The sequence below is a fragment of the Streptomyces sp. 4F14 genome, from assembly GCF_048159485.1.
GTDB lineage: Bacteria > Actinomycetota > Actinomycetes > Streptomycetales > Streptomycetaceae > Streptomyces.
Window position 1 is genome coordinate 42,584 of sequence record NZ_JBLRVY010000050.1, and the last position, 13,910, is coordinate 56,493.

7 protein-coding genes are annotated in these 13,910 nt (G+C 71.4%); 5 read left to right on the top strand and 2 right to left on the bottom strand.

The window, feature by feature from the left end; genetic code table 11:
- Positions 1-145 precede the first annotated feature (145 nt).
- From ACLZOT_RS47840 to ACLZOT_RS47855, 4 genes are read left to right on the top strand one after another with little or no spacing between them, the layout of a single operon-like run.
- Positions 146-1,702, top strand: coding sequence for a TIGR02677 family protein (locus tag ACLZOT_RS47840; protein WP_416975591.1), 1,557 nt, complete (start codon positions 146-148; stop codon positions 1,700-1,702).
- The gene (locus tag ACLZOT_RS47845) at positions 1,702-3,015 is read left to right on the top strand and encodes a TIGR02678 family protein (protein WP_416975592.1); all 1,314 of its coding nucleotides are present in this window, start codon (positions 1,702-1,704) and stop codon (positions 3,013-3,015) included. The genes ACLZOT_RS47840 and ACLZOT_RS47845 overlap by 1 nt, the downstream gene beginning before the upstream one ends.
- Positions 3,012-7,184 carry a TIGR02680 family protein gene (locus ACLZOT_RS47850; RefSeq protein WP_416975593.1) on the top strand — a complete coding sequence of 1,391 codons (4,173 nt, stop codon included), beginning with the start codon at positions 3,012-3,014 and terminating at the stop codon, positions 7,182-7,184. Before ACLZOT_RS47845 ends, ACLZOT_RS47850 begins: the two co-directional genes overlap by 4 nt.
- Positions 7,181-8,425 carry a TIGR02679 family protein gene (locus tag ACLZOT_RS47855; protein ID WP_416975594.1) on the top strand — a complete coding sequence of 415 codons (1,245 nt, stop codon included), beginning with the start codon at positions 7,181-7,183 and terminating at the stop codon, positions 8,423-8,425. Before ACLZOT_RS47850 ends, ACLZOT_RS47855 begins: the two co-directional genes overlap by 4 nt.
- A 9-nt stretch (positions 8,426-8,434) precedes the next feature.
- Here ACLZOT_RS47855 and ACLZOT_RS47860 read toward each other — a convergent pair whose 3' ends face one another.
- On the bottom strand, positions 8,435-9,745 hold the full coding sequence (locus ACLZOT_RS47860; protein ID WP_416975595.1) for a CBS domain-containing protein: 1,311 nt from the start codon (positions 9,743-9,745) through the stop codon (positions 8,435-8,437).
- Between the two features lie 268 nt (positions 9,746-10,013).
- Between ACLZOT_RS47860 and ACLZOT_RS47865 the strand changes: the two genes are divergently transcribed.
- The gene (locus ACLZOT_RS47865) at positions 10,014-13,331 is read left to right on the top strand and encodes a type ISP restriction/modification enzyme (protein ID WP_416975596.1); all 3,318 of its coding nucleotides are present in this window, start codon (positions 10,014-10,016) and stop codon (positions 13,329-13,331) included.
- 25 nt (positions 13,332-13,356) lie between these two features.
- On the opposite strand, the gene ACLZOT_RS47870 is transcribed toward ACLZOT_RS47865, so the two are convergent.
- Positions 13,357-13,746 (bottom strand): hypothetical protein, encoded by a 390-nt coding sequence (locus tag ACLZOT_RS47870; RefSeq protein ID WP_416975597.1) that lies wholly within the window; start codon positions 13,744-13,746, stop codon positions 13,357-13,359.
- Between the last annotated feature and the right edge of the window lie 164 nt (positions 13,747-13,910).

The window sequence follows — 13,910 nt, forward strand, 5'->3', positions numbered from 1 at the left end:
TGATCGTAGCCCTTTCCCGTACCAGGGAGCATCCTGCTTCCACCTGCGGGTTCCCGTTGTGGCCGCTGTTCGTGGACGGCCTCGTTCGGGACGTTCCGTGAACACCGGCGGCGCACTGTCGGTGGCGGTCCGTACTCTCGTCGGTATGGAGGGGAACGACTTGTCCCGGGCGGGGGAGCGGCTCAGTGTGTACGCCTACCTCACCGCGCCCGAACGCCTGGAGTACATCGCGGTGATGCGGGTGTTCTGCGGAACGCTGCTCGCGGACCTCGCGGTGCCGGACGTGCTGGCGAAGCTGGACCGCGAGCTGGACGCCGAGACGCTGGCGGCCCGGCTGGAGAAGCTGGCGGGCTGGGGGAACCTCCTCCGCAGCACCCACACCGTCAAGGCGACCAGCATCGCCGACTACCAGCGCTCCCGCTCCCGCTACCAGCTCTCCAAGCTGGGCGAGCGCGTCCAGCGGGACGCCGATGAGGTCCTGGCGGGGGCGGACGCCGCGCGAGAGGTCAGCAGTGAACTGCTCGCGCTCGTCGACCGGGGACTGAGCGAGATCGTCGCCCTGGCCTCCGCTCCCGGCGGCGCCGATCCGCAGCAGGCGTGGGAGCGGATCAGCACCCTGTTCGTCCAGTTCGCCGAATTCGCCGAATCCGTGCGGGACTTCTACGCCTACCTGGGTCAAGTTCTGGCGCGGTACGACCTGGACGGCGCCGAGTACCAGGGGTTCAAGGAACTGCTGCTCGACTACGTCGAGGCGATCACCGAGGACGTCTCCCTGCGCGCCCCGCGCATCTCCGCGCACCTCACCGCGGTCCGGCCGTACCTGCCCGCGCTCCTCGCCCGCATCGACACGCATGCCACCGGCATCGCCACCCTCGCCGACGCGCTGCCCGAGACCCGGGTGCAGCGCAGCCGCGGGCGGGACCTGGCCGACTGGGAGGGACTGCGCGACTGGTTCACCGACAGCGGCGGCCACGGCAGTCAGGTCGACCAGCTGCGTGACGCCACGCTGCGGGCGCTCCAGTCCCTGCTGGCCAACGCCAAGCGGATGCTGCGCTCGGCCTCCGGCGAGATGTCCCGCCGCAAGGACCTGCTCCGGCTCGCCGCCTGGTTCGACGCCGCCGAGCCGCAGGAGGCGCACGACATCGCCGTCGCCGCCTTCGGGCTGTACGGCGCACGGCACCTGGGCGTGGCGCCGGACCCGGACCGGACGGTCCCCGCGTACGTCAGCTGGTGGACCGGCCCGGCGGTGGAGGTACCGGTCGCGCTGCGCGAGCGCGGCAGCAGGGCTCCGCGCGGACGTTCGGCGGCGGCCGAGGACCACACCGAGCAGAAGCGTCTCCTGATGGAACAGGCCCGTGAGGAGGCCGAGGCGCGGCGGGCGGCGGCCGACGAACTGCGCAGCGCCTCCGGCCGTTTCGATCAGGTACGGCTCAGCGCCCCCGCCCTGCGCCTGCTGCTGGAACTCCTCACCGCCGCGCTGGGACAGGCCCGGCTGCACCGGTCGGCGACCGGCTTCGACCTCGACGGCGCGCGGGCGAGCGACGTGGACCTGGGTATCCGGCTGACCATGTGGCGCACTCCGGGCCGGCACACCGTCCTGCGGTCCGTCGACGGCGACCTGACGGCCGACGACCTCGCGCTGACCGTCGAGAGCATCGACCCGCCCGCATCCGTTTCCCTCCCGAGCGAGGCGACCGCCTGATGGCCCTGCCCTCCACCCACGACGTCGCACTCGCCGCCGAACGCCGTGCCGCCGCCCGGCTGCTGCTGGCCCACCCTCTGATCACCGCCACTGGCCCGCACCGCGACACCTTCCCGCTGGTCCGCAAGCACGCCGACTGGCTCGCCCAGCGATTCCAGCAGGTCTTCGGCTACCGCCTGCTGGTCGAGGCCGGTTACGCCCGCCTGTTCAAGGCGGGTCTGGGCCCCGGCTCCGGCCACCGCCTCGAACGCCCGTCGACCGGGACGCCGTTCACGCCGCGGACGTACGCCTATCTGACCCTCGCGCTCTCCGTCCTGGTCACCGCCCCGGAACAGTTGCTCCTCTCGCAACTCGTCGACGGTCTGAAGAGCGCGGCCGTCGACGCCGGCCTGGAGATCACCGACAGCGGACGGCAGACCGAACGCCGCACGCTCGCTGCCGCGCTACGGCAACTCGTCGACTGGGGCGTCCTGTCCGAGACCGAGGGCCATGTCTCGGCGGTCGCCGAGGAAGGCGGGGGCGAGGCGCTTCTGACCGTCGACCGGGACATCGCGCGGGCCGTAGTCGCGGGCCCGCTCACCCGCAGCCGCGACGGCGCGGACCTCGTACGCCGTGCGGCCGACCCGGGCTTCGGAGGACCGCGCACCTACGTCCGCCGACGCCTGGTCGAGACGCCGGTCGTCCATCTCGACGACCTCACGGACGCCGAGCGTGAATGGCTGCGCACCCGCCAGCGCCGTGAGTCCCAGGCGTTCTCCGAACTCCTCGGTCTGGAGGCCGAGATCCGCGCCGAGGGCATCGCGCTGATCGACCCGGACGCCGAACTCACCGACCTCCACCTGCCCGGCACCGGCACGGTCGCCCAGGCCGCGCTGCTGCTGGTGGAACGGCTCGTCGACCGGCTGCGCCCCGAGAACCCCGGCCGCCTCGCCATCGGCGTCCCCATACCGGACGTCCTGCTGCCCGTACTCCTCGACGGCCTGATCGAGGAGTACGGCAGGCGCGGCACCTGGCAACGCGGCCTCCTGGAGGACCGCCCCGGCTTCCTCGCCGCCGTCCTCGACCACCTCACCCGCATGCGCCTCGTCGCCCGCGCGGGCCCTGTCCGCGCCGACGGCCACGGGATACCCGAGGGGTACGAGGAGGCTTCCGCCGACGGCCGGTCCGTCACCGACGTCACCGGAGCGCGCGGCGGGAACGGAACGGCCGGCTGGGTCCTGCTGGCCGCCTCCGCCCGGTACGCGACGACGGTGGCGGTGAAACCCCGCCGGCCCTCCGCCCCGCTCGACACTCTCCAGGAGCCACCCCGATGACCCCCGGCCCGGTATCCCCCCACCGCTACCGCCTCCACCGCGCCGGCATCCGCAACGTCTGGCAGTACGACGAGCAGGAGTTCGCCTTCGGCGAGGGACGCCTGCTGCTGCGGGGCAAGAACGGCGCGGGCAAGTCGAAGGCGCTGGAGATGCTGCTGCCGTACCTGCTGGACGGCGACGCTCGTGCCCTGGACGCCACGGGAACCGGCCGCACCACCCTCCTGTGGCTGATGCTCGACGGCTTCGAGCAGACCAACCGCCTCGGCTACCTGTGGCTGGAATTCGCGCGGACCGACGAGAACGGGAACGAACAGCACCTCACGCTCGGTGCGGCGGTCCGTGCCTCGCGTTCGACCAGCACGGCGAAACCCTTCTTCTTCGTGACCGACCGCAGAGTCGGCCACGACCTGCACCTGGCCCCGGCCGGCCAACCGCTCCCTCTCGACCAGCTCAGAGCGACCGTCGGCGCGGACAACATCACCGACCGGGCGGTGGAGCACCGGGCTCGCGTCGCCCGTGAGCTGTTCGGCCTGACCGACACGGCCCGCTACCGCAACGTGCTTCATCTCCTGCACCGTCTGCGCCGCCCCACGATCGGCGACCGCATCGACTCCGGCGGCCTGGTCTCCGTCCTCGCCGAGACCCTGCCCGCGCTCGACGAGGAAGTCGTGGAGAAGGTCGCCCGCAACCTCGACGACCTCGACACCGTACGGGCCGACCTCGGCCGCCTCGAACGCACCGACCTGGCGTTGCGCACGTTCCTCACCGGCTACCGGGGCTATCTGCACGGCGTCCTGCGCAGGCGGGCCGAGGAGACGGGCACCGAACTGGGCGGGCTCGCGGACTGCCGCAAGGCGGCCGGGGACGCGGGCCGGAAGGTGGAGGCGCTCCGCGGTCAGGAGGACGAACTGACGGCGCGCGTCGAGGCCCTCGACGAGGAGAAGGCCGAGATCGAGACGGACCTTGAGGCGCTGCGCGCGAGCACCGGATACCGCAGCCTCAAGGAACTCGGCGAGCGCCGGACCACGGTCAAGGCGCTGCACGGCACGGCTGCCACCGCCTTCAAGTCGCTGCGCCAGACCCACCGCAACCAGGACGCCGCAGGCCGTCGACTGGGCACGGAGGCGCGGCAGTTCGGCGAAGAACTGGTCGAACTCGGCACGGCACACGGTGAGTCGGTGAAGGAGGCGGAGCGTTCGGGTCTCGACCCCGCACACCTGGGGGACCCCTTCGCCCTCCCGGTCGTACCGCTCGCCCCCGCCGATACGGCCCAACTGACCTCTCCGGACGGCGACTTGCACCTCGTCCGGCACGACGCGGTGACGGCCGTCGACACCGACGCGTGCACGGCGGCGCTGGCGGTCTGGGACACCCGGCTCGACGCCGTACGGCCGGTGATCAGGAACCGGTCACGGACGGTCACCGAACTGACCGGCCTCGTCCGGCGAGCCGACCGGGCCCGGCAGGAGGCGCAGGACGCGGACGCCGCCCGCGAACAACTGGAGGCGCAGGCGGAGAGTGCCCGGGGCCGGGTCGGGCTGCGTCGCGCGGAGACGGCCCGGGAGTCGGAGGCGTACGCCGCCGAAGCGGAGGTCTGGTCCGAGCGGCTGCGTGCCCTCACCGGCGTCCCCCTGGACGTCGTACCCGCCCATGACCCGGCCGACGGGCCGCTGTCGGCGCAGGTCCCCGAGGAGGTGGCCGAGGCGGTACGGGCCGGCGTCGCGCCCTGGCTGGAGGAGACGGGCGGGCGACAGCTCGCGCTGGCCGTCGCCGTCCGGGAACTGACCGGCACCCACGACCGGCTCCGTCGCGAACACGCGGAGTGGGAGCGTCGTACCGACCCGGAGCCGGCGCCCCCGCCGCATCGAGCCGCCGCACGCCCGCCCGGCACCGGAGCGCCCCTCTACCGGCTGGTGGACTTCGCCGACGGCCTGACGCCGGGGGAGCGGGCCGGGCTGGAAGCGGCACTGGAGGCGAGCGGTCTGCTCGACGCGTGGGTCCGGGCGGACGGCACCGTCCTGGACCCGGCCACCCGGGACACGTTCCTGGCCCCCGGTCCGCCGGTCGCCGGACCGGCGCTGAGCCGGGTACTGCGCCCGGTCGCGGCGGCGGAGAGCGGGGTGACGGTCGAGCGGGTGAGCCGGGTGCTGGCGGCTGTGGCGCTGGCGGGCGTTCCAGCGGGCGACGCGGAGGGCGCCGCGCACACCGTCATCGGAACCGACGGTTCCTGGCGGCTCGGGATCGCCCACGGCCGGCATGCCAAGCCGTCCGCGGAGTACGTCGGCGCTGAGGTCCGCGCGGAGACCCGGCGGCGGGCGTTGGCCGAGCTCACTGCCCACATCGCCTCTGTACGAGGCGAGTCGGCGGCACGGGAGCAGGCGCTGAGTGAGCTGCGCGAGCAGCGCGACCAGGTCGACGGCATCGTCCGCCGCCCGCCGTCGCCGCGCGGGCTGACCGACGCCTGGGCCCGTGCCGAGGAGGCCGGGCGTACGGCCGAGTCCCTTGCCGGGCAGGTGTCGGCCGCCGCCCGGAAGGCGGACGAGGCACGGGCCCGCGCGGTCACCGTACGCCGGGAGGCCGAGGCGACGGCGAGCGCGCACGGCCTCCCCGCGGAGCCCGCCGCCCTCGACACGGTCCGCCTCGCCCTCGACCGCCTGGGCCGGGGCACCGACCTGCTGCGCAAGCGGATACGTACGCTCACGGCAACGGCCGAGACCCAGCGCGGCAGCCGGGCCGAATACGAGAGCGCGAAGTCGGCCCGAGAGGACGCCGAGTCCGACTACGGCGAGTCCCTGAACCGTCTGGAGGCCGCCCGGCACACCGTCCGAACCCTGGAGGAGGCACTCGGCGCCACAGAACAGGAGATCCTCGACCGGGAGGCCGGCGGGCAGCGCCGCCTGGACGACGTACAGCGCCAACTCCCGCGTGCGCGGGGGGACAAGGAGGGCGTGCACGACGAGCGGGTGCGCGCGGAGGAGACGGCGGCGGAGCAGCACAGGGTGCTGGCCACCCAGGAGAGCAAGGTACTGACCAGCGGACGGCGGCTGCGTACGACGCTGTCGCTGCCGGGTGTGCTGGAAGGCGCGGGGTTGGCACAGAGCGCGGACCGGACGAGGATTCCGGACCCGGTGCACGCCGAGCCCAGGGAACGGGTCAAGGCTCTCCGCCGCCTCGTCGACGCCGTCCGCGACCAGCTGGACGCCAAGGCCCACGACGTCCCGGACAACACGTTCCACAAGCAGTACACCGTGCTGCGGGACCAGCTCTCCGGAGGGTATGACGCGACGATCGAGGAGTACGACGGCATCAAGCTCTGCCGCCTCGTCGACGACAACGGCCCGCACGACGTCGCCGGTGTCGGCCTGCGCATCGCCGCCGAGGCCGACGCCGCGCGGGGCCGCCTCACCGACCGTGAACGCGACGTCTTCCAGCGCTTCCTGACCGGCGAGCTCGGCGACCACCTCTCCACCCAGGTCCTCGCCGCCGGCACGCTCGTCGCCGCCCTCAACTCCACGCTCGACACGGTCCGTACGTCGCACGGCCTGGGCGTCACGCTCGACTGGAAGCTCGCCGAGGGCGTCGAGGCGGACGTCAAGGCGGCCGTCGACCTCCTGCGCAGCCCCGCCGCCCTGCGCACCGCCGAGCAGTCGGAGCGGCTGAGGGACGTCCTCCAGCGCCGCATCGAGGACGCCCGCCGCGCCGACCCCGCCGCGGGCTACGGGGCTCACCTGCGCAGCGCGCTCGACTACCGGGACTGGTTCACGTTCGTCCCTTGGGTCGTGGACGACGCGGCCCCGACCAGTCGCCGCCGCCTCTCCGGCCGTACCGGCCTGAGCCAGGGAGAACAGCGCGTCCTGTCCTACCTGGTCCTCTTCGCCGCCGCGGCGGCCCACTTCACCAGCCTCGCGGAGTCCGCGCCGCACGCGCCCCGGCTGATCCTGCTGGACGACGCCTTCGCCAAGGTCGACGAGCCCACCCACGCACGTCTCGGCCGCATCCTCGTCGACCTGGACCTCGACTTCGTCCTCACCAGCGAACGCCTCATGGGGAACTGGCCCGACGTGCCGTCCCTGCACATCTACGAGTGCCTGCGCGATCCGCATGTCCGGGGTGTGGCGACGCTGCACTACACATGGAACGGGCGACAGCGGAGGCTGGTCTCGGTATGACGGACGACGCACCCCTGAACGCCGGCACCCGGGAGTTCCTCACCCGTCCCGGCCTGGCCCGCCTCTGGACGACCGCCCGCACTCGCCTCGAACGCAACGCCCTCCAGCCGACCGGCACGATCCGCCTCCAGAACCTCGACGCGGGGGAACGCGAGACCCTCTCCCTCCTCCTGGCGAGGCCCATCACCGGCGCCACAGCGGTGATCCGCCTGCCGGACCTCGACACGCGCCTGCGCACCAGCGCCGTCGGCAGGGGCCTGGCGGCGACGCTGACCGTCCTCGGCCCGCCTCTGGTGGACCGCAGGGCGGCCCGTGACGATGCGTCGGCGGAACGCGCCCGGCAGCGGACGGAGGCGGAGTCGGCTCTCGCCGCGACCTCCCTCGCCGACCTGCCCTGGGCCCACGACTGGCTGGCGGAGACCCACCGCACCGGCACACCCTCCACCGTCCTCCAGGCGATCCGGACCCTCGCGCACCTGTTCCCGGCCCCGGCCTCGTGGGGCCGTGGCGACCTGGCCACCCTCACGACCGGCTCGGCCCACGGCCTGGACGACGACACCCCGCTCGCCCGCCTCGTCCTGCGCGGGATAGCTCTCGCGTACGACACCGGCTTCCCGGCCGACGCCCCCGGCCGCCGCGCCCTGTGGCGCACCGCCGGGGTCACCCCCGACGAGGTCTCCAGCACGGTCCTGACGTACGGCCTGCGCCCGACCGGGGCCACCTGGCAGGAAGCGGCCCTGCGCGAGCGATCGGCGCACCACCTGGAAACTCATCTGACACTGCGTGAACTGCGCATACTCCAGCTGTCGTTGCTCCAGGACGCCCGCGTCCACGTCTGCGAGAACCCCCGCGTCGTGGAAGCCGCCGCCGACTCCGCCCGTACGACTCCCCTGGTCTGCACCTCGGGCAGCGCGGCGACCGTGGTCCTCACCCTCCTCGACACCCTCGCGGAGGCCGGCTGCACCTTCGTCTACCACGGCGACTTCGACTGGCCCGGCATCACTCTCGCCAACCGGATCATGGGCCGGTACGACGCACGGCCGTGGCGGATGCGGGCCGAGGACTACGAGTACCTCGCGATGCGTACGAAGCTACGGGACATTCCGGCGCTCGCCCTGGCGGGCCCTCGTGTGGAGGCCGACTGGGATCCCGAACTGGCGCCGGCGATGGAAGCGCTGGGGGTCGCCCTGCACGAGGAGGCAGCGCTGGAGCTGCTGCTGGAGGACCTCGCGCAGGACTGACGCGCCGGCTCAGACCTGCGGATCCATCGACCGCAGCAGGTCGAGCAGGCCCTGTGCGGGGACCAGTTGGTCCTCGGTGATCGGGTCCGGGCTGAAGTGCATCACGGCGTTGCGGAAGTTCCGGCACTCCTCCAGAGCCGCCAGGAAGTACTGCTGGTCGACAATCCAGCCGAGAGCGGTCCAGTTCTCGGGTTCGAGGAACAGGTACCTGTAGTCCCCGAGGGTGAGGTCGGCCGCCGAGTGCACCCGGGCGGCCCGCCGGCCCGGGACGATCGCCCTGATCCGGTCGAGCGGGATGCACCGGTCGACCATGCGCCGCAGCCGCTGCTCGATCTCCTCCAGCAGGACCAGGGGCCGTATCCGGGTGCCGAACTGCACGGTCAGGTCGGCCGCGGTGATCAGCCCGCAGACCTTGTGGTCGTGGTCGCGTACGACGACGTAGCCGGACTGCTGGATGGTCTCGACCCAGTTGAGCAGGTCGTCGGAGCGGTCGGCCTCCTGACCGCGGACCGTCGCCGCGCGCAGATCGGGCGTCCGATTGGCCATCCGCGCCTTCCCGATCGACTCCCAGCTGACGACGCCGCTCAGCCGGCCGTCCGCGTCGAGGACGGGGAGCTGGCTGAAGTTGCGCAGGACCATGAGGGTGGTCGCGCTGTCGAGGCTGTCGCTTGCCCGCACGCACTCGGGCATGCGGTTCGCCGAGTCGAGGTTGCTGACCAGGTAGGCGACGGCGGGCGGCTCCGTGTCCTCGTCCGTCGGGTGGCCCACGACCTGTCCGGCGAGCGTGTTCGTGCCGACGTGGACCCTGCCGAAGAAGCTGGTTCCCGACTCGTCGGGCTCCCACCCCCCTGCCAGGACCGTGATCTGGCTGTCCAAGGTGCCTTCGGTGAACGGCGGGACCGTGACCAGGCCCCCGGACTCCAGGTCGCTCTCGATCTGGTCGATGACCGCCGGATACCGGCGCTGCGCTCCCCAGATCGCGAGGAAGTCCCGGATGGACAGGGTCACCGGCTGGTCGGTACCACGTCGGCGCACCTCCTCGTACAGCTTCGCGGGTTCGGTGAGGGTGGCGGCGAACTCGTCGGCATCGGGACGCCCCGGGTCCGGCCGGCCGTCGGCGAGCAGCGCGACCCGGTCCGCCGCTGCGAACCTGGTCAGCTCGAAGACGGTGAGCAGGGAGCCCATGCTGTCCACAAGGTCGGACTGGATCGCCTTCCGGTCGATGTCCCTGACGATCCACTCCACCCGCCGGACATGACGCGTCTCGGCGGCGGCGCCGGAGCGGTACTCGTAGGGGCCCGTCCCCCTGCCGACCGCCACGAGCCCGGACCGCAGGGGGAGGACGACCAGGTCGCCGGGCTGGATCTCGTGGACGAAGCGGTAGAGCTGGCCCGCCCAGTTGCCGACAGCGCCGTCCGCTCCCGCTCCCTGTTCTCCCCCGCGCGTACCACCCAGGCCCGCATCCCGTGTCCCTCCCCGTGAGCCTCTGTACGCACCGCGGGCGGTGTCTTTTACGATTCCGGGCTCCCTGCCATACTTCCGGCAACATCACGAAGAGGAAGTCCTGGGGGGGGGGGGGGAACTCGGCGTGGAGGAAGTTCGGCATGCGTGGCTGACGGAAGCCGTGTCGGTGTTCGGCGCGTCGAGCGGAGCGCTGCTCCACGGCCCCGGCTGGCGCGAGTTCGCGATCCGCGCACCACTGGAGCGGTTGTTGCAGACCGCCGGTGAGCACTACCGATTACAGGATGTCCTGTGGCACGCGGAGACACCGTTACCCGACCTCGGGGTGCGCCCCGACTACGCGGTCGAGGTCCATGGCGCGATCATCGGGTACATCGAGATCAAGGCGCCCGGCCACACCGTCGATCCGAGCCGTTTCACCGGCCGCGAGAAGCAGCAGTGGGAGCGGCTGCGCGACCTGCCGAACCTGCTCTACACGAACGGTACCGAGTGGCGGCTGTTCCGCCACGGGACGGCGGTCGGTGACCCCGTCGCTTTCGAAGGCGATCTGGAGCGGGCCGGCGCCGGCTTGAAGCCCGTTTCCCCTGACGCGTTCCAGGCTCTGCTGAGGGTCTTCCTGCACTGGTACCCCGAGGACATCAGCCAGGTCCCCGTACTGGTGCGGCGTATCGCGCCGCTGTGCCGGCTGCTGCGTGCCGCTGTGCTGGAGCAACTGGAGACCGAGCGGCGCGCGGCGGCCGACGGGGCCCGCCCGCAGGATCTCCGGTTCACCGGCCTCATGGGCGACTGGCGCAAACTCCTCTTCCCGACGGCCGACGACTCCACCTTCGCCGACGGCTACGCCCAGACGGTCACGTTCGCACTGCTGCTCGCCCGCACCGAGAACCTTCGTCTCACCGGTACCGGACTGCACGAGATCGGCCGCCGCCTCGACTCCGGACACGCCTTGATGGGCAAGGCGCTCCAATTGCTCACCGACAACGTCACCAAGAGCTTCGACGTGACGCTCGAACTCCTCGTCCGGGTGATCGACGCGGTGCAGTGGGACTCCATCCGCAGAGGGCGAAGCGATGCGTACCTGCATCTCTACGAGTCGTTCCTGGAGGTGTACGACGAGAAGCTGCGGCAGAAGAGCGGCTCGTACTACACCCCGCGTGAGGTGGTGGAGGAGATGGTGCGGCTGACCGAGGACGTGCTGCGTTCCCGTCTGGACCAGCCACGCGGCTACGCCGGCGACGACGTGTGCATCGTCGATCCGGCCATGGGGACCGGAACCTACCTCCACGCGGTCATCGAGCAGGTGGCCGAGTGGACCGGGCGGCACGACGGCCCTGGTGCGATACCGGACGCCATCAGTGGACTCGCCCGCCGACTGGTCGGCTTCGAGCTTCAGATGGGCCCCTTCGCGGTGGCCGAACTGCGCGCGTCCGACCTGCTGAAACGGCACCGAGCGGCGTTACCCGCGGACGGCCTCCAGCTCTACGTCACCGACACCCTGGACAACCCCTATGTGGCGGAAGAGACCCTGGCCTCCACCTATGACGTGATCTCGGAGTCGAGGAAGCGGGCGAACAAGGTGAAGGCCGTCACCCCGGTGACGGTGGTGATCGGGAACCCACCGTACGACGACAAGGCCAAAGGACGCGGCGGCTGGATCGAGAACGGCGCCGAAGGACGCGGAGCGCCGCCGATCAACGACTTCAAGTGGCCGGGCAACGGCCGCTACGAGCACATCCTCAAGAACCTGTACCTCTACTTCTGGCGCTGGGCGACGTGGAAGGTCTTCGACGCGCACGAACGGGACCGGCACGGTGTGGTCTGCTTCATCACTCCCTCGGCATTTGCCGGCGGTCCCGGTGGGCGCGGTATGCGGGACTACCTGCGACGCACGTGCGACGAGGGCTGGATCATCGATGTCTCGCCGGAGGGCCACCGTCCGGACGTTCCCACGAGGATCTTCCCGGGCGTTGCCCAGCCGCTGGCGATCTGCATCTTCGTACGGCGTGCCGACCACGACTCGGACAGACCTGCCCGCATCCACTACCGCTCGATCGAGGGCAGACGAGCAGCCAAGTACCGTCAGCTCAAGGACATCCGCCTTGACGACGACGGGTGGCAGGACGCGCACACCGAGGACGTCCAGCCGTTCCGTCCGGCCACGGGAGCAGGCTGGTCGGAGTTTCCGGAGCTGAGCGATCTCTTCCCGTGGGCGAACCTGGGCGTCAAGGCGAACCGGTCCTGGGTGAACGCCCCGGACCGGGACATCCTGCGGCGACGCTGGGCGCGGCTGATCTCGGAGAGGGACCCGTCCAAGAAGGCCGAACTGCTCAAGGAGACGCGTGACCGGACGCTGGACAAGAGGACGCAGCACTTGCCCGGCCGGCCTGGACACAGGGAGACGATCAGCCAAGAGACCTCTCTGGAGCCTGAGTTGACGAGAATCGGGATGCGCAGCTTCGACCGTCAGTGGCTGATCGCCGACAACCGGGTCATCGACTTTCCGCGCCCGGACCTGTGGGAGTCGCTCCAGCCGGGCCAACTGTTCCTCAACCAGCAGTCCTCCCACGAGATCGACTCGGGTCCGGCGGTCGTCGCCACGGCGCTGATGCCGGACACGCATCACTTCAACGGCCGGGGCGGCAAGGTCATGCCCGTCCTTCACCCCGACGGCACACCCAACGTGCCACCGGGTCTTCTCGCCTGCCTGGCCGAACAGTTGGGGATCGCGAGGGTCACCGTGGACGAACTGGCCGCGTACACGGCGGCGGTGACGGGGCATCCAGGGTTCACCGAGCGATTCACCGACGAACTGCTCACACCGGGCGTACGCCTGCCGCTCACCCGGAATCCGCAGTTGTGGGACGAGGCCGTCCGGCTGGGCTCCGAAGTGCTCTGGACCATGACGTACGGCCAGCGCTACGAGTCGCCCGAGGACGGCAGGCCCGAGGGAGACGTGCGCTACCCCCAGGGCGATCCGCGCCGCGTCCTGTACCAGGAGCCGGTCGGCAGGACGCTGCCGGCCGAGATTGAGTACTCGGAGTTGACAGAGACGCTACACCTGGGCCACGGACGGTTCGCTCCGGTGCCGCCCGAGGTCTGGGCGTACGACGTGGGCGGGATGCGCATCGTCAAGAAGTGGTTCGGCTACCGCAAGGCCGCTCCCAACAGCAGGCGGACCAGCCCCCTGGACGACGTCCACGCCGAGGCCTGGCCCGCCGAATGGTCGACGGAGCTGATCGAACTGCTCTCGGTGCTCCGCCGGTTGACAGAGCTGGAGCCGGTGCAGAGGGATCTTCTGGAGCGCGTCCTGACCGAACCCGTGGTCACCGAATCGGACCTGACACGGGCCGGGGTCCTGCCCGTCGGTCCTAAGTCCCGCAAGCCGCGCCACCGCATGACGGACCTGGGCTCCGGCGAGGAGGGGGAGCAGGGCAGGCTCATGTGACCGAACGGCCGGTGCGGGCGCCGTATCAGGCGGGATCTTCCGAGGCGGAGCGCATGGCTTGCTCCAACGACCAGGCCCCTTGGGCGAGTTGACGTATGGCGTGCGCCTCGCGGGCGCGAGCGGGGGACAGGCGTTCCAGCTCGTCGGCCAGGGTGTGCACGTCGACCAGACGTGCCGACAGCTCCGCGACCTCGGACGCGTAGTACGCCGCCGCGCCGAGCGGGGTGATCGAGAGGCGGCCGTCGTCGACCGTCACCATCCCGCGCCAGGTGAGCGTGGGTACGTCGTCCCGCAGGGCCTCCTCGTCCAGATTCCGTACGGACGCCGAGGTCATGTCCTCGTCGCTGTAGGGCATATCGGCCAAGGCGAGGTGGCGCAGGAGACGGCACTCGGACGGCGAGAGGGACAGATCCACGGAGCCAGTTGTAGCAGAGTCAGCGACCCGCCCCCCTCGTATCGTCGCGGCGTTCATGGAACACCTTGTCGCGACGGGCCTCGACTGACCTAGCCTCGCGCTTTCATGAAGCGGGCTGTCCGGCAGGCGGTCAGGAAAGCAGAAAGTGCCTCTGACCAGCGAGA